Origin of the sequence: Pedobacter riviphilus, from assembly GCF_014692875.1 — a bacterium.
Taxonomy (GTDB): Bacteria; Bacteroidota; Bacteroidia; order Sphingobacteriales; family Sphingobacteriaceae; genus Pedobacter; species Pedobacter riviphilus.
The window spans coordinates 619,638-640,648 of record NZ_CP061171.1 but is presented as its reverse complement, the minus strand read 5'-3'; the positions used below and the strand labels follow the sequence as shown (position 1 = coordinate 640,648).

Genomic DNA, 21,011 nt, shown 5'->3' with positions numbered 1-21,011 from the left:
CGCTCTCAACTATGAAGTTGATATAAGGCTCTCACCCCTTATATGTGCAATATTACTACAGAAAGATTAAGATTTGATGAAGATTTGAATATTAACAAATTAAAAACACTTAGTCTCCACCACAACTTCCACCATCACTCCTCCTCCAACCTATTTTGTTTTTATTGTTTATCACCATAAAGAAAAGAAGCATTTAGTGCAGCTGCCCATACATAAAGTAATTCTATTGTCAGTCCTTTTCTACTTATGCTGTACTTTATTTTCGTAAAAATTGGGGATGATTTCTGCATATACCATCAAGAACATTTTATAAAAACTTTAACAAAATCCATTTGATAGTAGGGTAGTTTGACGATAGAGCAGAAACAAAATAAGCCTCCCTTAGCAGATCGGCTTATAAACGTAATCTAAATCGTCCCGTTGATTTAATTCTTACTTACCCAAATTTAAACATAAAAGCAGTGTTCGGTATGCGAAATTTAATATTGTACAGCATATGTAAAAAGTGTATAACGTTATGTAAACATAGTTTTTCAAATGCGCATTCTTTCACATGAATCGATAAGCTGTTATAAGCACAGAACCAACTGAGTTTTTTCATTTCACCACATCGGCTCTTTTACCAGCTTACTGCGTATGCGGCTAAGTGTTTCTAAACGCATACCTAAATAACTGGCTATGCACCTTAAAGGTACTCTGGATATATCTAAAGAGTTTAGTTCCAAGAATTTTTCATAACGCCTTTCTGCCGAAGGGATCCGTGCGATTATGGATCGCTCTGAGGCGGCGTGATACTGGAGTGCTAAAATCTTGCGGCCAATAACATTCGTTTCCTGGTAATTGGCGTAAAGTTTATCAATCAATAAGTGCGGAATCGCAACCAATTCCGAATTTTCCAATGCCTGCAGATATTCAATAGATGGCTGAATATCTGCGTCTGGATGTTGAATGGCTCCAATAAATTCCTCCCCTAAACTGATCCAGGTGGTAATCTCTTTATTACCATCTTTAATAAAACCTCTTACCAAGCCCGATACAACAAAAAAAACATAATCATTATTGTCCATAGGCGATAAAATGTATTTATTCTTTTTAACCAGAAGCGGTTCTACATTTTTTTCTATTTCCTGGATAAACCCAGGTGTTATTGGGCATAAACTGCTGAAATAATTTAACACAGCGTTTATCAAAAATGCCTTGTGAGATTCGAGCATACACAAATAGGGATAGACTTTAGACCCTTAATAATAGCAAATTCTATTGAAATATAAAAATAAAGTAGATTACTAAGACAATTTTGCGGTTATAAAGCTGTTATAAAGTGATTTTCCTAACCTAACGTGGTATAATTGATCATAATTCTCTTTAATTTGTTGTTGGAGCATAACAACTAAAGACCTGCACAAGGTAATTCAAGAGGTTTAAAATATTCATTTTATTCATCTATCTGTATCAACAAAACTATAGATCAACAGTTAACAGTACCAAATATTATAATCAAGAAAAGAATAAGGATAGGATTGTTGTTAAAAATAGCACTTTGGCCTCCGACTTTTTGCGGTCTGCAAGTAATAACCGATAGATATTTCGTGTGAGCCATAATCATAGTTACCCAATTTATTTAAACTGTAGTCGTAACCATAACCAATCCGAAGATTTTCGCGAATAAAGAACTCCGCAACCAGTCCGATGGCACTTCTTGCCCTTAAATCGCCTTGTAATGCCGACTTAGGGTAAAGTTTTATAGAGGTTCTATATGCAGCACCTAGCCAAAGTTTCTCTTTGATCATTAAAAAAGCATTCAGATCTAATGAGGTTGGCCCGTTCAAATCGTCTTTAATCAAAAAAGTAGGCTTGAACATAAAATCATTGTCGATTGGAAATATCATGCCAGCTGTTAAATAAAAATGTGGCTTGGAAGTAATACTGAGGAGATTATTATCCCTAAAAACAGGAAGATACTGTGTAAGCAGGTTATTGGCAGAGAAACCGATAAAGAATTTCTCATTCGAATAATGTACACCAGCCCTAATATCATGTACAATCCGGCTTTCATAACCTGTCGGAATCTTATTATCGCCACTTTCATTTGGATCTAGCAGATTTCCGTTAAGCCCCATCTGCATCACTCCTATACCAACGCCAAAGGCAAGTATATTGGTTTCGGTACGGTCTAGTTTAATGCGGTAAGCAAAATTCCCTGATAGGTTTAACGAGTTCTGGGCGCCAATTTTATCTTTAGATACCAATAAACCCAAACCTAAACTTTCTTCTTTAACCGCCTCATCTACTGATATGGAAAGCGTTTGGGGAGCCCCCTGAATACCTGTCCATTGGGCCCTGACAAAAGCCTGCATATAGAGTTCTTCCTTGTAGCCCGCATAAGCAGGATTGATATATAAACCATTGAACATATATTGCCCAAACTGGGCATTCTGCTGGGCAAACAAACAGAGGCAGAAAAAATTAAATAATGTCGTTAAAACTATCTTTTTCATATCGTCACATTTTAACTTTCATTTATCTCATTACGGTTACATAGCCTTTAAATTCCTGCCATTGAGCGCTGGCAGTTTTCACCTTAATTACATAGAAATAAGTTCCGTCTACCAAACCGTTCGCTGTCCAATCGTTTAAATAGCCTTTCTTTTCATAAACCGTACTTCCCCAGCGATTAATAATGGTAAGCTGATTTTCGCTATAAAGGTCTAATCGATCGATAAAAAATGTTTCATTTTTTCCATCGCCATTTGGCGTAAACACATTTGGAATTTTAAGCCCTGTGATTTCCTTGGTATCTACAGAAATGTTGTTTGATGGATCGGGATCTATCTCATCAATCTTAACAGTCGCACTATTTACAACATTACCAGGTTTCATTGACCTTACATTAATGATTAGTTCAACGAAACTGCCATTAGCAAGTGATGGTATAGCCCAGGAAACTGTTTTGGTTTGTTCGTTGTAACTTGCCGTACCAACAACAGTAGGATCAACACTTACAAAGGTTAGATTTTCTGGAAGATCGTCTTTTACCTGCAGGTTGGTAGCCATGCCCAGCCCGTTATTGCGCACCAATAAATTGTATTTGAATACCTCCGTGTTCATTACCGGTCTACTTTCCGACCTTTTAACAATAGAAACATCTGCTGATATAACCGACTCCATCACTACTTCCATCTCCTCGGAGAGGTCTGAGCTACAGCCACCCAGACTAAAAGTAATGACAGTATATTTTCCGGCTGAATTAACTACATAATCTTGTGCAGTAGCACCAGCAATGGGCTCACCATTTCTGAACCATTGATAAGACGTAGCACCTGTACCATTGGCCCTAAGTTTAACGGTAACGCCTGGTTTAAGGTTAAGCGTATTCGGATTGTTAGATTGCGCAAAGCATGCCGCTGCAGAAAGCAGCAGCACACTGAACACAATTATCCCTAACCTGTTAAACATCATGTTGGTTAAACTTTACAATAAAGTTTATGGTGCAACGGAGATAGTTGCTTTACCCGGTTTAACTGTAACGGTGATTGCTTTGCCGGCAGTTGCAGTACAAGTTGTTGCAGGCACAATCTGAACACCACCTGTAGCATAACTTCCAATAGCAGTGAAAACATATGCACCTGGAGCTACACCTGCTTTAAGCGTAAAAGTATCTCCAGAAGTAGATGCTGTCCCTAAAGTTGTAATATCCGCTACTCCAGTGCCACCGAGAGTTGCAGACCAAACATAAGTCATGGTTACACCAGTTGGTAATGTTATTGAAGCATCCTTACTCGCCGTAATTACCGTGGTCGCTGTTTGATCGGTACAATAAACACTTCCTGGAGCTGCAACAGCGATAATAGGCGTAGGTAATTTTTCTACAACGGTATTATCAGAGGCATCACTAGGACAGAGATTCGCATCCGCTGGCTGAACCTGAACAGAGTAAGTATGGTTTCCCACTGCTAATCCTGTAGGAACCTGATAAAATGCATTTGTTCCATCGAATACAACTGGAGCCTGCGCAGTTCCATCAACGGTCCATACAATTTTATCGCCATTAACAGGTGTATAACCGGTGAAAGTTGGATTCAATTTTACTGTACCTGTTCCGCATAGGTATACATTTGGCGTTTGTGCAAAGGCACCCAGCGGCAATAGGAACATAAAGAATACAAAGATTCTTAGATTGCGTTTTGTAGATTTTTTTTTCATAATGTTAATTTGTTAGGGATGAATAATTTATTTTCTTTTTAGTTAATAGATACTGTTGGTTTATGCGGTACGAGCTTTACCCTAAAATTGAAAGGGATATTACGCTCGCAACCATTTGCGTTTTTAATGGTTAAAACTCCTTGGTACACTGCAACAGGAGTAGTTGAGGGTATAGTAATGGTAATTTCATTTGCAGGTAAGGCCTGATTTAGAACAGCAGGCAATAAATTCCCTGCCCAGGAAATACTATAGGTTATTGGGTTAAAAACAGGATTGGTGTAAGTAATTCTGGTTGTGGTCAACCCTTCACAAATACCCGCATCTGGTCCTAATGTTAAATTGGGCTGTTGATTTACAGTTAAAGGAAAATCTACTTTTTTACCACAATAAGTAGCGTCATCAGCCACTGTATAACTAATTACCGTATTACCGGCAGCCACTGCAGTAACTTTACCTGTAGCATCTATTGTTGCAATGGCTGCATCACTACTGCTCCAAACACCCAAAGGGTTATCATTGGTTAAAGTTGTGGTTGTTCCAGCACAGATGGTATTTACGCCAATAATCGGATTTACAACAGCAAGAGGTTTAACATTTACCAACACTGCTTTGCGGCCTCCCGCATTCTTACAGCCTGTTAATATATTAATGGCTTCTACATAATAAGTTGTGTTTGCATTAAGAGTAGGTGTTGTGTAGGTTGCCCCTGTGTTAACCGGTGTAATTCCATTGGCAGTGGTGTACCAATTGTAGGTATATTGGGCGATATCGGAGTTATTAACAGATAATGCTGCTGTTGCTCCACTGCAGATTGTTGTACCCGAAACATCGAGTGGTGGCAGTGGATGAACTTTCAGTTTCACACGGAGTCTTTCAGAAACCCCTGTTACGCAGTAGGTTCTGCTACCTTGCACATAGTAACTATAATCTCCGGCAAGTAGCGAGGATGGAGGAGTATAATTTTCTCCGGTATACAACAAATTGCCTCCTGTTTCAGCATCGTACCATTTATATTCTGTACAAGCCTGTGGATTGTTAACGGAAAAGGTAGTGGTTTCTCCCTGGCAGATGGCCCTGGCATCCTCAGCCACAGGATCGATCAATGTGCGTGGTTTAGCCAATTTTCTTTTAATATCGTAAATCTGAAGTGAACCCAGCACACCTGCTAATCCTCCGGTAGTGATTTCTAAACGGTCGTAAACCTCGGTAATTGGAAAGGTCAGTACATATTTATCTGTTGAACCGGGAAAAAGCTGAAGATTTAGGAAAGTTCCTGTATTATCAAAGGCATCCCCCGCTTTAACCCCATTTAAATAAGGCTGAATGATAAACCCAGTAAGTAAACTCAGATTAAGTAATCCGCCCCCTGGCTTACCTATTATAATGCTCACAGAATCTTTCGGCTGAGAAGGCTTATTAAATATTGCCGTAAGGTATATTTTGTTTAATACCGAGATCCCAACATCCATCAGTGCATAGCTATTTTTATCGCTATCTATTGAATTGAAAGGATCAGTTACCTTTCCGGTTGCATTTAACACCCCACCAATAACAGTAGGCTGTACCCCCGATAAAACATCAATTACTTCATCACAATCAATCTTATCAGTAGTCGTTTCCATAATGTAGGCATGAAACAGCTTTGTAGATAAAGCTACCGATAGTAAATTGCCGGCAAGCTTAACATAAATCCCGTTATATATCTGGTTAGGCGTGAGTGTAATCTCAACCTCTCCCGAACCGCTAATTACACCAGCTATATTGGTAGAGTTATAAATCGGAACAGTAGTTGCCTCATATCCCGCATCATGACCTGGACCTAGCAATCCCAATAAGGGCCAATCAGCAGCAACAGTATGTAAACCTGTAAATGTCCCTATTTCTACGCCGCTTAGAACGCTCAAGACTTCGGTGGGGAGTGAAATTTTAATGGTAACAGGAGTATTGGCCGGAATTGATCTGGGTGAACCACCTGCAACGCTAAATTGTAAGAATTGAGTGGAAGATGCCAATCCCGCCAGGCCAAGTCCAACACCTAATGTTGATGCATCTTTAACCTGTCCATTAACAGCGTTTCCTGCATCTGAAATAGTACCCATAATTAACGACCCGCCCAACACCTTAAATCCGTATTGGATTGATCCTTGAAAATCTGCGTAAGTACGCTTTGTATTTTCACACTGTGCTACAACCTGCGCACGCAAATACGTGGGCATAAGAAAAAGCACAAGCACCAAGAAAGATAGACAAGAGCGTCTTTTCAATTGCTTAAAGTAAAGGGAGAAAATAAATCAGTTCGTTTGCTCGTTGATGCAAAAGTACGGAGGTACAGAGGCAGATTATTCGTTCACTTCATTCATTACCCTTCTCACAACCCCTAAAAGCCTGTTTTATTGATATTTATCAACAAACGAAGTAAACTCAAAGATTAAAGCATTTATCTGGACGATTAACCTAAACCAACCGCGTCTTTGGCATGGCACACATGATTATTACCTGAAGAAGCAATTGAAATGCCCATCGATAAGAACAATCGACGGCAACTGGAATACAATAAATATTTAGCAAAAAAATACTTGCAAGAAACAATGGTTATTGTATCTTTGCACCCTCTCTGGAAGCTTCCACTCCAGAGTTTAAGAAAGCCTTCCAGCAATGGGAGGCTTTTCTTATTTAAATTTTTAAATTGGCTGATCAACCTGGTTAATGATCAAACAGCACATCCATCGTAATCTCTTTTTGTACCAAACCTGGATAATGGTCACTATTTGCAACTCCGTAAGTTGTAATCATAGTCAGGAACAATCCAGGGAAATTCGTCAATAAAAATAACTGTTCTTTCCCTTTTTATCAAGGGGATGAGATATTGAACCAGCATTTCAAAGGCAGCTATCCAACTTTCTGGTTTGGCTAAAGGGAAACTGCTTGTTACTTTTGTAAGTGCCAGACTAAAATTTTCTAACTGCTGGTTTAATGTTCCATGATGGATACCAGAAAATTCAAATGCAATTTCTTTAGTAAATCCGTTTCTGATTAAGTAAGTCTTTCCCACCCGTCTACGTCCATATACAGCAATCAGTTCACTTTCACCAGATTTCTCTATCTTGTTTAGCAACAATTTTCTTCAGTTCGCCCTACAACATGTTCCATAAATACTTTATCTACAACAACAAATGTAACTAAAAATTTAGTTTTGTCGTAATATAAAAACACATATTACACCAAAAGTATGTTTTTATATGTAGTTTTGGCGCAGTATAAATATATATATCACGCCAAAACTATGATTTTATATATAGTTTTGGAGTAGTATAGGAACCAATATATTTTACTTGCTCTTAAAAATCACCACAGCCAAAGGTGGCAAATCAACAATTATTGAATATTCCTGTCCGTTATAATTTTCCAGGTCAGGAACAATATTCCCTCTGTTATTAATACCGCCTCCATAATAAACAATATCATCGGTATTAAAAATTTCTGTCCATTTGGTTTTAAAAGGTACTCCTATTCTATAATTCTCCCTAACCACAGGTGTTAAGTTTATCGCAATAACCAAAGTATCTTTTGCCTTTGGTCCCTTGCGCATATACACAAATACAGATTCGTTAGCATTATCTGCATCAATCCATTGAAAACCTTCATAGCTGAAATTGAAATGAAACAACGCTGGTTCTTTGCGGTACAGGAAATTTAAGGCTTTAACTGTTTCTTGCATGCCTTTGTGCGGGGGGTATTGTAATAAGTGCCAATCCAGCGATTGGGTAAAGTTCCACTCGTTGGTTTGGCCAAACTCATTCCCCATAAAAAGCAGTTTTGCTCCCGGGTGGGTAAACATATAACCGTACAAAGCCCTTAGGTTAGCAAATTTCTGCCAGTCATCGCCCGGCATCTTATACAACATTGGCGATTTACCATGCACTACCTCATCATGCGAAAAAGGAAGCATAAAATTTTCGGTAAAAGCATAAGTCATGCTAAAACTCAATTGGTTATGGTGATGCTTTCTACCCAATGTATCTACCTTAAAATACTTTAAAGTATCGTTCATCCAGCCCATCATCCATTTCATCCCAAACCCTAAGCCTCCAGCATGAACTGGGTGAGTTACCCCAGGATAAGTGCTGCTTTCTTCTGCAATGGTTTGTACGCCTTCAAAATTTCCATAAACAGCTACATTAAGGTCCTGTAAAAACTGTATGGCCCCAAGGTTTTCACTCCCGCCATATTCGTTTGTTGCAGCATCTTTACCTTCTCTGGAGAAATTGAAATATAACATCGATGCCACGGCATCTACCCTCAATCCGTCGGCATGATATTGATCCAACCAGAATAAAGCATTGCTGATAAGGAAAGAACGCACCTCATTTCTATCATAATTAAATATATATGATTTCCAGTCGGGGTGAAAGCCTTTACGCATATCGGCATGTTCGTACAGATGCGTTCCATCAAACTCATATAAACCATGCCTATCACCAGGAAAATGAGAAGGAACCCAATCCAATATTACAGCGATATCTGCTTTATGGAGCTCATTAATCAGGTACATCAAATCCTGTGGAGAACCATAGCGCGAACTGGCCCCAAAATAACCTGTAATCTGATAACCCCAGCTCGGGAAATACGGAAACTCCATTACAGGCATCAGCTCTACATGCGTAAAACCCATTTCCTTTACATATGGCACTAACCTGCCGGCTACTTCCCTACAGGTTAAAACACGTTCTGGATTATCCGGATCGCGCTCCCAGGAACCCAGATGTATTTCATATACTGAGATGGGTTGATCCAAAGCATTTATTTTTGCTCTTTTTTTAAGCCAGGCTTTATCTTTCCAGGTATAATCGGTATCCCAAACAATACAAGCAGTTTGTGGCGGATGTTCCCATCTTCTGGCGTAAGGATCGCCCTTTAGATGCTCAGATTCATCAAAACCCTTAACAAAATATTTATAAACTTCGCCTTTCGCGATACCGGGGATAAAACCTTCCCAAATACCCGATTTATCCCAGCGTACGTTCAGCGGGTGCGAACTATTGTTCCAATCGTTAAAATTACCCACTACACTAACACGAATGGCATTTGGGGCCCAAACCGAAAAATAAGTTCCGGCGGTTCCATCAACCGTAATTAAGTGTGAGCCCATTTTCTCGTAAAGCCTAAAATGCTTTCCGACAAGAAAAAGATCGATATCGTAATCGGTAAATAAACTGTGGATCCAAACGGATTTCTGCTGGTCAGTTTTTGGTTGGGATACTTTTTTTACTGGAACTTTTTTTGCTGCTGGCATAGGTATTTTGGTTAGATTGAATGAAGCCCCAAATACTAAACAGCATTTGGGGCTCAATGTTACAGACTTAAGATCTGTATTTCTAAAAAGTTCTTATTGCATTTAAAATGCAGGATATTCTGATCGTCGGTATAAAAATCTTTCACCTCTTTATTATCGATAATGATCTTTTTCACTTGGAATTTTACGCCGATAACATTACAAACATAAAATTCGTAATTAGGCGTGTACAATCCTTCGTTGCGCTGATTCACTTTAATGGCCTGGTTATCGCCTTTTACAGTAAATTTCTTTTCCAGATAAATATCCTGTTCGTAGGCAAATGTATCGCCATGATCTTCGTACATGTATGAATTTACCTCGTAATCGCTATGATAGATATTCAATATCACTTCAGTAATCGATTTTTCATCAACATACTGCATTACCGGGTATTCTGGCAAAACACTACCTGCCCTTACAAACATCGGCATACTGTCTATCTTGGCATCAACTGTGTATTCGTTACCGCCGTTGAGAATTTCGTTGGTCCAGAAATTATACCAGGTCCCTTTCGGAAGATAAACTTTTCTAGAGATTGCACCCTGTTCCAAAACTGGGCAGATCAATAGTTTATCACCGTAGCAAAATTCATCCTGACGAAAACTATTGCTGATATTTTCTTGCTCAAGCATCACCAGTGGCCTTAAAATAGGGAAACCATAACGATGATGCTCCCAGAAAACCGAATACAGATATGGCATTAAGCGATACCTTAATTCGATAAACTTACGGTTAATATCTTCAAAAAATTGGCCAAAGCTCCAAGGTTCTCGTTCAGCTGTATCGCCGGCAGAGTGTGCTCGCATAAAAGGAGAAAATGTACCTAGCTGGATCCAACGGGTAAACAATTCGCCGTCCGGCTCACCGCTAAACCCGCCGATATCTGTTCCACAGAAAGGCACACCAGAAACCGATAAACGCTGGCATTGGATATTTCCAATCTTTAAATGCTCCCAGGTTGCAATGTTATCACCGGTCCAAACACTTGCATAACGCTGCATGCCCGAATAACCAGCTCTTGTAATGGTAAATGGACGTTTATTTCGCATTAGTTTTTTCAGTCCTTCGTATGTAGAACGCACCATCTGCATGCCATAAACATTATGCGCCTTACGGTGTGAGCCACGGTAACCATCATAATTATGACGAACATCGTTAGGGAAAGTGCCCGAACCGAACACGGCTGGTTCGTTCATATCGTTCCAGAAACCTGCAACCCCCATATCAACCAATTCTTTGTATAAATTACCCCACCAGCTCCGTACTTTTGGATTGGTAAAATCGGGAAACTGACAACGGCCTGGCCAAACATGTCCTTCCATATAATAATCGTCGCTACGGCGACAGAAAAATCTTTTCTCTTTACCTTCTTTAAAAACCCAGTAATCGTCATCTACCTTAATTCCCGGATCAATCATGACCACGGTTTTAAAGCCATCATCAGAAAGTTCTTTAATCATTCTCCGCGGGTCAGGAAAGTACTTTTTATTCCAGGTAAAACAGCGGTAGCCATCCATGTAATCGATGTCCAGATAAATGGCATCGCAAGGGATTTTACGCTCTCTGAACTGCTTGGCTATTTCTTTAACTTTTGTTTCAGGATAATAACTCCAGCGGCATTGTTGATAGCCCAAAGTCCATTTTGGAGGCATTGGGTGCGTTCCGGTTAAAGATGCGTAACGTTTAACCACATCCATAATGTGTGGCCCATGGATATAATAGTATTGCAGTTCTCCCCCATCGGCCCAGAAACTGGTTTTATTTACATCTTCAGAACCGAAATCGAAATACGATTTAAAGGTATTATCGAAAAAAATACCGTAAGCAGCCTGATTGTGCAAACCGATATAAAAAGGTATAGTACGGTAAAGTGGGTCCTGGTTCCAACCGAAAGAGTAGGCATCGGTGTTCCAGTTTTCGAACCGCCTGCCTCGCAGGTTAAAATTGCCAGATTTATCGCCCAAACCGAAGAAATTTTCTTCTGGGTGGCATTTTTTGGTTGCGTAGATATAATAACCACCAAAATCTACATTTTCTTCCCAGTGCATAGAATTGGCTTCATCAACCATTACTACATTAGTGATATTATCAGAAAAAGAAATATGGAAGTTTGCTTTTTCTATTTTACAGGTTACTGCATGGGTAGAGATCGTGAAATGATCGTCGTGTTCCTGCATTTTAAAAACAGAAACTTTTTGATCTACCTCAGGTACTGCATAAGAAAAATCATCCAAGAAAACACCATGAGGAGCCAGGCGAACGCGAATAATATCATCGCTTACCACCCGAACTTCTACTCTTGCATCGCCATCAGAAAAATAAAAACGGTTGCCCTCCTTTTTTACTTTTTTAACTGCACCAAGGTATTGTTTAACAATTGGCTTTACCGATATATCAACTGGATTGTTTAAATGCTGTATTTCTTGCTCTTTTTCGACCAGATCACTTGTCTCGTTAGGTTTGTCGTTTTGCGCTTCCATCCTTATTTATTCAAAATTTTAAATTCATGGTTCTTAAACCGGGATGTGCTTAAGAAAGTACTATAATACAAATATTTTACAAAAGGGATGTAGCTTTTTTATGAAAAGATTATTTAAATAGTGTGATTTTTACACTAAGCTATTTGTTTCCATTTTATTTTTAGTCTGTATCAACATTAAATTAAGCTATTTACCCATAATATCGTAAAAAAACGACCTAATATCCAGTGCACAAAAAAGCCCTCTATACTTTTAGCATAGAAGGCCCTTAAAACTCAATTAACTGGTTATGGATTAAAACTAATGGCTACGTAATAGATAGCGCCTGCCGATGGATTACCATAGGAAGTGAAATAATATTTATTCAAAACATTCGAACCACCAAGTTTAATGATTGATTGAACCGAAGGAATCCTTAAGCTCACCTGTGCGTCTAGAGAGCTATACGCAGGCACCTGACCTGAGGCAAAAGAAGAATTCCAGTAGAATTGATCTTGCCAACGATATGCCAAATTAAAACCAAAGTTTTTAATAATTTCTTTATTACCAAAACCCAGGTTGTAACGGATTTTTGGGGTATTGAAATCGTTAATGTAATTAACTGGTAAATCGCCTATTTTATTATAGGAAACGTTGCCGCTGATGGTATATTTACCCACTAAATAATCTAAACCTAAAGCTGCACCATAAGAAGTTACTTTACCTTCTGCATTAACCGGAACGCCGAATTTCACAAAGCTTCCGCTAACATTCTGATAAACGTCTACTGCAGTAATAAAATCTTTATAAATGTTATAATATCCATAAGCATCAACCAATAAATTTGGAAGAACTAATCCTTTATAACCTAACTCATAAGACTGAACACTCTCTGGTCGAACACCTCTTGCATCAAAAGTATATTGTTGCAATAATGCCGGATTAGGTGTACCTGTTGCAGCTGCCGAGGCTAAAAATGCGCGGTAACTTACATCAGTAAACGGCTTATTACTATCAAGATGGTATTTAGAAAACATAATTTCTGGTAAGCCACCAATCAATCTTTGAGAACCTCCACCTACCGAAAGGTCGATGTATTGATTTTGTGTGGTTGGGTTACGGTAACCTGTTTGGTAAGAAACCCTGATGTTGTTGTTTTTGGCAACTGTGAACACCCCGGTTACCCTTGGTGTAAACCGGCCTTCAAAATTCTGACTTTTATCATAACGGCCGGCAAAAGTAAATTTAACCTTATCGTTAAAAAGTTTTTTACCGATCTGCGCAAATGCACCGTATTCTTTAATATCGATAGAATTTGTCAAGTCATTAAAAATGGTGCCTGCCGAGTTTAAATCATATAAACGGTATGATGCACCAACCTGAAACTCTACCACTTTATCGAAAAGATTGGTAAAGTTGTACATGCCTTCGTAGTGATATAGATTTGACTTATCATCGAATTTTGCACCATAAACACTTTTTGAAGGATCGAGCGCATTAATGCTTGTTGCACTGATTGTAGTATTCATTACTTTATCTTTTGCAGCTTCAAACTGCGGGCTGCCTGGCTCAAAACGACCTTGATTGGCAATTCCTCTTGCAAATGCATGTGCTGCGGCATCATTTTGTCCTGCTGCTCTTGCACCAACATAGTTACCTATATACTGCGGGAACCAGGTTGTTGATGGTTTAGATATCTCATTAACATAACTACCCAAAATAGAAGAAATATAAGAATCACCAGAACGTTCTTGAGTAGTATAGGCTTTCAGAAAAAAGTCTTCGCCTTTTACCTCTAATTTATACTGGCCAATGTTAAAGTTACGCAAAGAATAACGGTCAGAACCGGTATAAACTGAAGTTCCAGTACCCCAATTTGCCTGACCAACTACCTGTACCGTGCTACTGATGTTATAATATAATGCTCCCGAAACTTTTAACGATTTGGTATCATAATCAACCAGGTTTTCTTCGTTATAACCCGTTCTGGAAACATTCTGATCAGGGATTAAACCTGCTTTCAAACCCACGTAAAAGGGAAAATAATTTTGTACCGGGCCACGCAGTGCTGATGGCAAGCCAGCTAAAAATCCTGCCTGTTGTGCTGCATTTGGAATGGCAGCACCAAAAGCACCATCCATTAGTGTTTTAATGTTTGGTATTGCACCACCTGAACCTGCATTTATTCCTGCAATGGTTGCATTTTGAACACTTAAAGCTACGTTCCGCATATTCTGGCTCACTTCGTCACCGTAGCTATTTATCCCGTCGTAATTTGGATCGCTGTTTCTATCACCAGATTTTGCAGTTCTTGCTACCCTATCGAAGTTCGAATAGTTATTTCCGTACCAATCTTTGGCCTGAAGAAATGAAAATGCAGCCTTTACGCCAAACTTATTATTCCACGATTTTGCCATACGCACATCCAATTGATTGAAAGGCTGTACCGTGCTATTATCATCATTAACATGGTTTACCCCTGTTTTATATTGAAAGCTAGCGCCCGGATATTTAAATGGATCTTTAGAAGTCATTAACAAGGTACCATTAATACCACCCGCACCGTAAAGTGCAGATGAAGCACCTGGTAAAAGCTCTACATTGTCTACATCGAGCTCAGTAATACCTACGATATTACCTACCGAGAAATTCAGTCCCGGCGCCTGGTTATCCATTCCATCTATATATTGGTTAAAACGGGTATTACCATTTGAATTGAAACCACGTGTATTAATCGATTTGAAAGTTAAACTCTGCATACTGCTTTCTACACCTTTCATATTGTTCAAAGCATCGTAAAACGATGGCGCAGCGATTTCCCTGATGGTAGCAGCACTCATCCGCTCAATAGAAACCGGTGATTCTAATATGCGCTCGGGGTACGCGATGCCGAAACAACTACATCACCGCCCAATACAACCGCGGTTTCGAGTTCCAGGTTAATGCCTGAAGTGCTTCCGGTAACCTGCTGCTCTATTGTACCATAACCTACATAAGATGCGACTAAAGTGAAGGGAACTTTTGCTGTTGTGGTAAAAGTAAAACTACCGTTGCTTGTGGAGGCTGTACCGCCAGATTGCCCTTTGATAGTTAAACTAACGCCTGCTAGCCCTTCTTTCGATTGCTTATCCTTTACGGTACCGCTTACCGTAATACTCTGTGCCTGTGCCGCGATATTGCCTGCGTACACAAATAATAACACATAGAAGATCTGTGTAAAAATTCTGCTCATAAACGATTGTTAATTTGGTTGTTTGTATTATTAGTTATATAAACTTAAATTCTTTTTTTGAATTAAACAAATTATGTCAGCATAATAATTTCAATTCCAAATTATAATTTTGATTGATTTACAGTTTGTTGTATTTTGCATTAAACATAAACCGTCATTTTGCCCTATCTTAGCAAAAGACTTGTTAGCTAACCATTATGAATAAAATTAAAGCCCTGTTCTGCATCATCATTCCGATCGCATTAGCTTTTTTATTTAACACTAAATTAGGTAATACACCTCCACTGTTAAAATTCCTAAATCCTTTTATGGGTTTCTGGCAAAATGCAGAAAACAATCATTTTATGTTTAACCATAAAGCGAAGATTAAAGGAGCAATAGATAAAATCGAAATCGTTTTTGACGACCGCATGATCCCACATATTTTCGCACAGAATGATCACGATCTGTATCTGGCACAAGGTTATGTAACCGCCATGCACCGCCTTTGGCAAATGGATTTCCAGACCCGTTTTGCAGCCGGAAGAATTAGTGAAGTTGTGGGCGACAAAGCCATTGAGGTAGACCGTTACCAGCGCCGGATGGGCATGGTTTATGGTGCAGAAAACTCTTTAAAGGGTATGATGGCAGATCCCAAAGCAAAAGAAATGATCTTAGCCTATACCGAAGGGATTAATGCCTATATTAAAACACTTTCTAAAGCCAATTATCCGTTAGAATATAAAATACTCGATTTTAAGCCCGAAGACTGGACACCTGTAAAATGTGCTTTGCTCTTAAAACAGATGTCGGCAGTGCTGGCCATGGGTTCTGATGAATTTTACATGACCAACATCCTGAAAAAATTCGGGCCAGAGGTGACGAAAAATCTTTTCCCAGATTACCCCTTTCGCGAAGACCCGATCATCCCTGTTGGTACAAAATGGAACTTTTCTCCCTTAGCAATACCTAAAACACCAGAAAGCTTCACTCAGGCGCAAACCGGCGATGTTAAAACAACAGAAAAAGTAGAAGGTATTGGCAGTAATAACTGGGCATTATCTGGCGCCAAAACAGCATCGGGATACCCGATCTTAGCAAACGATCCGCATTTAGATTTAACGCTTCCATCAATCTGGTACCAGATTCAACTGCATGCACCTGGTGTAAACACCTACGGTGTTTCTTTACCTGGAGCTCCTGGCGTAATTATTGGCTTTAATCAGAAAATAGCATGGGGTGTAACCAATGTTGCTGCCGATGTACTCGATTTTTATCAGATTAAGTTTAAGGATTCTACCCACAATGAATATTGGTACAACAATAAATGGAAAGCCACAACCAAAAGGCTGGAAACAATTAAAATACGAGGAGGGAAAGATGAAATAGATACGGTTTACTACACTCACCATGGCCCAGTGGTATATTTCCAGAAACCAAAATATGGTAGAGCCGACAATGTACCTGTTGGTGATGCCTTAAGATGGATCGCGCATGATGAATCGAACGAACTCATGACTTTTTATTACCTGAACCGGGGTAAAAATTATAACGACTACCGCAAGGCTTTAACTTTTTACACTGCACCCGCACAGAACTTTGTTTTCGCCAGTGTAGATAATGATATCGCCATTACGCCAAATGGAAAATTCCCATTAAAATGGAAAGATCAGGGCAAATTTATACTGGATGGTACCGACCCAGCATACGATTGGCAGGGATGGATCCCAAATGCACAGAATCCAACGGTTAAAAATCCACCCCGCGGTTTTGTGAGTTCAGCCAACCAGTCTTCTACCGATACTACTTATCCATACTACATTAACTGGGAATTTGCACCTTACGAGCGGGGCAAAAGGATAAACGACCGTTTATCGGCGATGAGCAAAGCAACTTTAGATAGCATCCGCCTGATGCAGACCGACAATTACAGCATTATGGCGCAAAACCTGGTACCTGCATTATTACCATTATTGAACAATGAGCAGTTAAATGCAACGCAAAAAGAAGCATTGGCTTACCTGAACAAATGGAACAAGCGCTATGATGCGCATGAAATTGCAGCCAGCGTATTCGAAATATGGACCAAACGTTTATCGTATGATATCTGGGCGGATGAATTTGAGGTGAAAGGCATCCCGATGCGTTACCCTTCGAGAGACCGCACGGTGGAAATGATCCTGAAAGAACCCAATGCAACCTGGTATGATAACATCAATACCAGCAAAAAAGAGACCTTATCTGATCTGGTTAACGAAGCTTTTAAATATAGCTGCGATAGTTTGGAAAGACGCTTTGGCCCGATTAACAAAGATTGGGACTGGGCAAATGTAAAACAGACCAATGTACCACATCTGGCCAAAATACCAGGATTCGGTTCAAAGATTTTACAGATTGGTGGTGCGAAAACAACGATTAATGCTTTGAGCGAAGCCAATGGCCCCTCATGGCGGATGGTGATAGAACTGGGTAAAACGCCAAAGGGACATGGTGTTTATCCAGGCGGCCAATCGGGCAATCCTGGAAGTAAATTTTATGATAATATGATCGATACCTGGGCAAATGGCAAATTGTACGATCTGTTTTATATGCAAAGCCCCGATGATAAATCGGGCACAGTTATTTCTCGTTTAAAAATTTCTAAATAGGCTAAAATGGTTTTCATTGTTATATTAATAATCTGTTTCCTTCTGCAAATGATTGCCCCTTGGTGGATGATCATTGTAATTTCTTTTGCCACCTGTGGAATTATTGGCAAAACAGGAAGAATAGCCTTCTGGCAATCTTTTCTTGCTATTTTCTTACTTTGGATAGGCTATGCCTTATTTAAAAGCTTACCTAATGACAATATACTCGCGGGCCGTGTAGCGGTAATGACAGGTATAAAACTGTGGTGGGCACTGCTATTGGTTACAGGTATTTTAAGCGGTTTGGTGGCTGGAATTAGCGGTTATTGCGGTTATCAGTTCCGCATGGCTATGCTGGCTAAAAAAACTGACGAGAAAATAGCATAATGCTTTGTACTTTTGCAGCGTGAATTTAACAGCTGAGGATATATTTTCTATAAAAAACGCAGATGAGTTTAACTCAATTGCTTTAAATATTTTTAAATTACAGGCCCGAAACTGCAATGTTTACCGCGAATATATTTTTCACTTAGGTGTTGATGCTGATGAGGTGAGCGAAATTGCGCAGATCCCTTTTCTGCCGATCAGCTTTTTTAAAAGCCACTCGGTTTTAAGCAGTACCGCCCCTATTGAGGTTACTTTTAGCAGTTCTGGCACTACGGGCATGATACAGAGCAGCCATCATGTAACTGATGCAAAACTTTATGAGCAGAGTTACCTGCAGGCTTTCACCGAATTTTATGGTGATGTTACCGATTATTGTTTTTTAGCGTTATTGCCCTCCTATCAACAGCGCTCAGGATCATCATTAATTTACATGGTAAACGATCTGATTGAAAAGAGCAAACATCCGCAAAGCGGATATTTTTTATATAACCACGATGAGCTGCTACAGACCCTTCTCGAACTCCAATCGAAAAATCAGAAAACCGTTTTAATAGGCGTCACTTATGCCCTGCTCGATTTTATAGAACAATACGATATCGATTTTCCTGGCCTGATTGTAATGGAAACCGGAGGAATGAAAGGAAAACGTAAAGAAATGGTGCGCGAGGAGCTACATGAACAGTTAACCAAAGGGTTTGGCGTAAAAGCGATCCATAGTGAATACGGAATGACGGAACTACTTTCTCAGGCCTATTCTTTAGGTGAAGGTATTTTTAACTGCCCTAACTGGATGCAGGTTTTAATACGAGATACCAATGATCCTTTAAGTTTAATCGAAAATGGCAGAACTGGCGGCATTAACGTAATCGATTTGGCCAATATCAATTCCTGCTCGTTTATTGCTACACAAGATCTGGGCAGGATCAATCCCGATCAGCGTTTTGAAGTACTCGGCCGGTTTGACAATGCCGATATAAGAGGCTGTAATCTTTTAGTGCAGTAATTAATTTATCTTATCTGAGCAACTGGCACATATACCGGTAGCAATCAGATTAAGATGTTCTACCTTAAAACCTGCCGGAACTTTTAGCGCCGGAATTTTAACGGTATCTAAACAGTAAATTTTATGGCAGTTATCACAGTTAAAATGCACATGCTCATCATGGTGCTCGTGCGCACTGCAACCATCAGAGCAGATGGCATAGTTGGCTGTGCCCTGTTGATCTAAAACCTTGTGGATAATCCCTTTTTCTTCAAAAGCCTGCAAAACACGGTACAAAGTAACACGATCTGCATCCTTCCCCATCACCTGCTCCAAATAAGGCTGCGAGGTTGCAGAATCTCTTCCACTCAAAATCTCCAGCACCTGCAAACGTGGGGCAGTTCTTTTTAGTCCATTCTTAACCAAAAGTTTTTCGAAACGCGCGGTATTATTTTCCATAACAATACAAAAATAAGCAATTAATTAATGAGTTTGGCATTTTTGAGGCTAATTGGTGGAGCATAACTCGCATCTTTCTGTTCCAGTTTTAAAATCCCTTCCACGTGGATCGGTTTTTCGCTGTAAACGGTAGCGCTTTCCATTTCGATCATGATCATCACTGGAACACCGTTCTGTCCACAAAAATAACACTGGTTGATCGGTAGTGTGGCCAATAAGAATTTTTGTTGCTTTTGTCCGCTTTTTATCGGGATCAGGTAACCTGTTAAATCAAATGTTCTATTTTCAAAACGTTTGATCGATTCTGTAAAAAGAGGCAAAAGCTCGTTCTTTTCGGTTAGTTCAAACTTCACCGAGCCAATTACATCCCAGTTTAAAGACCGTAACTGATCTTTTGGGTTATGCTTTTGCGTTTGTGCAGTGGCTGTACACACCGAAAATAGAATAAAAACAGCATGTAATAAATGTCTCATCGTTTTACAGCATCTAAAAGAAAAAAGGTAGACCGGCTATCGCCTGAATCGTTGATTACAAACTTTCCTTTAAGAGTAATCGGTTCTTCTGTCCAGGTAACCGGTTTCAGTGTTTTAACTTCAATCATTGAGGGAATATCGCCTGTACCACAATACGGACAGGAGGCAACCGGTACAATTGAAAACATAAACTCGGTAAAACTATTGCCTACTTTGGTTGGAATAATAAAACCGGGCAGTTCGATCACTTTGTTATTGATAGCTTTTAATGCCGGTGGAAAAACCGCCTGCCATACCAGCGGTTTAACCTGTTTGTCGTACTTCAGGCCAATCAGGTTCCAGGTTGGCGTGCGCATATCAGTATGTACATTTACCTGCGCAACGGCAGAAAAAGAGATCAGTATCAATAAAACTGTTATATATTCTTTGATCATAACTGTTTTGCATTTAAAAGAAAAAACTCACTCCTATCATCGCCAGAATCGTTAATAATGAAGATTCCTTTAAGTTTAATCGGCTTTTCTGTAATCGGGATGGCTGTCAGCATTTTCACCTGGATCATTGATGGGATATCTCCGGCACCACAGTATGGACATGAGGCAATCGGCACGATAGAGAACATAAATTCGCTAAATTTCGAACCTACTTTTGTGGGATGATATAACCCGGCAGTTCGATTACCTTATTGTTTAACGCTTTTAATGCTGGTGGGAAAACACTTCCCCATTTGCCTGGTGCAAGTTCCGCATCGTACCTTAAGCCGATTACATTCCAGGTTGGCGTACGCATGTCGGTATGTACCCGAACCTGCGCTGCCAATACCTGGGCACCTAAACATAAAACAACCAAAAAAACTAATTTCTTCATTACATAAA

The 21,011-nt window shown here is 39.6% G+C and carries 18 protein-coding genes; 3 read left to right on the top strand and 15 right to left on the bottom strand.

The window, feature by feature from the left end; translation table 11 throughout:
- Positions 1-602: 602 nt before the first annotated feature.
- The 10 genes from H9N25_RS02505 to H9N25_RS24295 all read right to left on the bottom strand — a co-directional run bounded on the left by H9N25_RS02505 (position 603) and on the right by H9N25_RS24295 (position 15,229).
- Positions 603-1,214: a Crp/Fnr family transcriptional regulator gene (locus tag H9N25_RS02505; RefSeq protein WP_190327847.1), complete on the bottom strand. Its 612-nt coding sequence runs from the start codon at positions 1,212-1,214 to the stop codon at positions 603-605.
- A 312-nt stretch (positions 1,215-1,526) separates the two neighbouring features.
- Positions 1,527-2,498 (bottom strand): PorP/SprF family type IX secretion system membrane protein, encoded by a 972-nt coding sequence (locus H9N25_RS02500; protein ID WP_190327846.1) that lies wholly within the window; start codon positions 2,496-2,498, stop codon positions 1,527-1,529.
- Positions 2,499-2,520: 22 nt separating this feature from the next.
- Positions 2,521-3,459, bottom strand: coding sequence for a T9SS type B sorting domain-containing protein (locus tag H9N25_RS02495; protein ID WP_190327845.1), 939 nt, complete (start codon positions 3,457-3,459; stop codon positions 2,521-2,523).
- Between the two features lie 24 nt (positions 3,460-3,483).
- A complete protein-coding gene (locus H9N25_RS02490; protein WP_190327844.1) occupies positions 3,484-4,203 on the bottom strand; it encodes a hypothetical protein in 720 nt (239 codons plus the stop codon).
- Positions 4,204-4,241: 38 nt separating this feature from the next.
- Positions 4,242-6,419 (bottom strand): Ig-like domain-containing protein, encoded by a 2,178-nt coding sequence (locus tag H9N25_RS02485; RefSeq protein WP_190327843.1) that lies wholly within the window; start codon positions 6,417-6,419, stop codon positions 4,242-4,244.
- Between the two features lie 548 nt (positions 6,420-6,967).
- Complete coding sequence (locus H9N25_RS02480) at positions 6,968-7,318, bottom strand: ATP-binding protein (protein ID WP_190327842.1); 351 nt, start codon at positions 7,316-7,318, stop codon at positions 6,968-6,970.
- 213 nt (positions 7,319-7,531) lie between these two features.
- Entirely contained in the window at positions 7,532-9,496 is a 1,965-nt protein-coding gene (gene glgB / locus H9N25_RS02475; protein WP_190327841.1) for a 1,4-alpha-glucan branching protein GlgB, read from the bottom strand.
- A gap of 59 nt (positions 9,497-9,555) precedes the next feature.
- Complete coding sequence (locus tag H9N25_RS02470) at positions 9,556-12,018, bottom strand: glycoside hydrolase family 31 protein (protein ID WP_190327840.1); 2,463 nt, start codon at positions 12,016-12,018, stop codon at positions 9,556-9,558.
- A 287-nt stretch (positions 12,019-12,305) separates the two neighbouring features.
- On the bottom strand, positions 12,306-14,837 hold the full coding sequence (locus tag H9N25_RS02465; RefSeq protein ID WP_255524547.1) for a TonB-dependent receptor domain-containing protein: 2,532 nt from the start codon (positions 14,835-14,837) through the stop codon (positions 12,306-12,308).
- 23 nt (positions 14,838-14,860) lie between these two features.
- Positions 14,861-15,229: a carboxypeptidase-like regulatory domain-containing protein gene (locus tag H9N25_RS24295; RefSeq protein ID WP_223833558.1), complete on the bottom strand. Its 369-nt coding sequence runs from the start codon at positions 15,227-15,229 to the stop codon at positions 14,861-14,863.
- A 197-nt stretch (positions 15,230-15,426) separates the two neighbouring features.
- On the opposite strand from H9N25_RS24295, the gene H9N25_RS02460 reads away from it, so the two are divergent.
- Genes H9N25_RS02460 through H9N25_RS02450 form a run of 3 tightly spaced genes read left to right on the top strand, consistent with a single transcriptional unit; the run spans position 15,427 to position 19,225 of the window.
- Positions 15,427-17,856 (top strand): penicillin acylase family protein, encoded by a 2,430-nt coding sequence (locus H9N25_RS02460; RefSeq protein WP_190327839.1) that lies wholly within the window; start codon positions 15,427-15,429, stop codon positions 17,854-17,856.
- Between the two features lie 6 nt (positions 17,857-17,862).
- Positions 17,863-18,222, top strand: coding sequence for a hypothetical protein (locus H9N25_RS02455; RefSeq protein WP_190327838.1), 360 nt, complete (start codon positions 17,863-17,865; stop codon positions 18,220-18,222).
- Positions 18,223-18,241: 19 nt separating this feature from the next.
- Complete coding sequence (locus tag H9N25_RS02450; RefSeq protein ID WP_223833557.1) at positions 18,242-19,225, top strand: LuxE/PaaK family acyltransferase; 984 nt, start codon at positions 18,242-18,244, stop codon at positions 19,223-19,225.
- On the opposite strand, the gene H9N25_RS02445 is transcribed toward H9N25_RS02450, so the two are convergent.
- Genes H9N25_RS02445 through H9N25_RS02425 form a run of 5 tightly spaced genes read right to left on the bottom strand, consistent with a single transcriptional unit; the run spans position 19,226 to position 21,003 of the window.
- Positions 19,226-19,663 (bottom strand): Fur family transcriptional regulator, encoded by a 438-nt coding sequence (locus H9N25_RS02445; protein ID WP_190327836.1) that lies wholly within the window; start codon positions 19,661-19,663, stop codon positions 19,226-19,228.
- A gap of 20 nt (positions 19,664-19,683) precedes the next feature.
- Complete coding sequence (locus H9N25_RS02440; RefSeq protein WP_190327835.1) at positions 19,684-20,136, bottom strand: hypothetical protein; 453 nt, start codon at positions 20,134-20,136, stop codon at positions 19,684-19,686.
- On the bottom strand, positions 20,133-20,570 hold the full coding sequence (locus H9N25_RS02435; RefSeq protein ID WP_190327834.1) for a hypothetical protein: 438 nt from the start codon (positions 20,568-20,570) through the stop codon (positions 20,133-20,135). The genes H9N25_RS02440 and H9N25_RS02435 overlap by 4 nt, the downstream gene beginning before the upstream one ends.
- Complete coding sequence (locus H9N25_RS02430) at positions 20,567-20,758, bottom strand: hypothetical protein (RefSeq protein WP_190327833.1); 192 nt, start codon at positions 20,756-20,758, stop codon at positions 20,567-20,569. The genes H9N25_RS02435 and H9N25_RS02430 overlap by 4 nt, the downstream gene beginning before the upstream one ends.
- A 20-nt stretch (positions 20,759-20,778) precedes the next feature.
- Positions 20,779-21,003 carry a hypothetical protein gene (locus H9N25_RS02425; protein ID WP_190327832.1) on the bottom strand — a complete coding sequence of 75 codons (225 nt, stop codon included), beginning with the start codon at positions 21,001-21,003 and terminating at the stop codon, positions 20,779-20,781.
- Positions 21,004-21,011 lie beyond the last annotated feature (8 nt).

What these genes read in the sequence shown, in the direction of transcription:
- H9N25_RS02465 (WP_255524547.1), bottom strand. Translation starts at nt 14,837, where the DNA reads ATGAGTGCTGCTACCATCAGGGAAATCGCTGCGCCATCGTTTTACGAT.
- H9N25_RS02490 (WP_190327844.1), bottom strand. Translation starts at nt 4,203, where the DNA reads ATGAAAAAAAAATCTACAAAACGCAATCTAAGAATCTTTGTATTCTTT.
- H9N25_RS02455 (WP_190327838.1), top strand. Translation starts at nt 17,863, where the DNA reads ATGGTTTTCATTGTTATATTAATAATCTGTTTCCTTCTGCAAATGATT.
- H9N25_RS02485 (WP_190327843.1), bottom strand. Translation starts at nt 6,419, where the DNA reads ATGCCCACGTATTTGCGTGCGCAGGTTGTAGCACAGTGTGAAAATACA.
- H9N25_RS02440 (WP_190327835.1), bottom strand. Translation starts at nt 20,136, where the DNA reads ATGAGACATTTATTACATGCTGTTTTTATTCTATTTTCGGTGTGTACA.
- H9N25_RS24295 (WP_223833558.1), bottom strand. Translation starts at nt 15,229, where the DNA reads ATGAGCAGAATTTTTACACAGATCTTCTATGTGTTATTATTTGTGTAC.
- H9N25_RS02445 (WP_190327836.1), bottom strand. Translation starts at nt 19,663, where the DNA reads ATGGAAAATAATACCGCGCGTTTCGAAAAACTTTTGGTTAAGAATGGA.
- H9N25_RS02430 (WP_190327833.1), bottom strand. Translation starts at nt 20,758, where the DNA reads ATGTTCTCTATCGTGCCGATTGCCTCATGTCCATACTGTGGTGCCGGA.
- H9N25_RS02460 (WP_190327839.1), top strand. Translation starts at nt 15,427, where the DNA reads ATGAATAAAATTAAAGCCCTGTTCTGCATCATCATTCCGATCGCATTA.
- H9N25_RS02470 (WP_190327840.1), bottom strand. Translation starts at nt 12,018, where the DNA reads ATGGAAGCGCAAAACGACAAACCTAACGAGACAAGTGATCTGGTCGAA.
- H9N25_RS02425 (WP_190327832.1), bottom strand. Translation starts at nt 21,003, where the DNA reads ATGAAGAAATTAGTTTTTTTGGTTGTTTTATGTTTAGGTGCCCAGGTA.
- H9N25_RS02505 (WP_190327847.1), bottom strand. Translation starts at nt 1,214, where the DNA reads ATGCTCGAATCTCACAAGGCATTTTTGATAAACGCTGTGTTAAATTAT.
- H9N25_RS02435 (WP_190327834.1), bottom strand. Translation starts at nt 20,570, where the DNA reads ATGATCAAAGAATATATAACAGTTTTATTGATACTGATCTCTTTTTCT.
- glgB (WP_190327841.1), bottom strand. Translation starts at nt 9,496, where the DNA reads ATGCCAGCAGCAAAAAAAGTTCCAGTAAAAAAAGTATCCCAACCAAAA.
- H9N25_RS02500 (WP_190327846.1), bottom strand. Translation starts at nt 2,498, where the DNA reads ATGAAAAAGATAGTTTTAACGACATTATTTAATTTTTTCTGCCTCTGT.
- H9N25_RS02495 (WP_190327845.1), bottom strand. Translation starts at nt 3,459, where the DNA reads ATGATGTTTAACAGGTTAGGGATAATTGTGTTCAGTGTGCTGCTGCTT.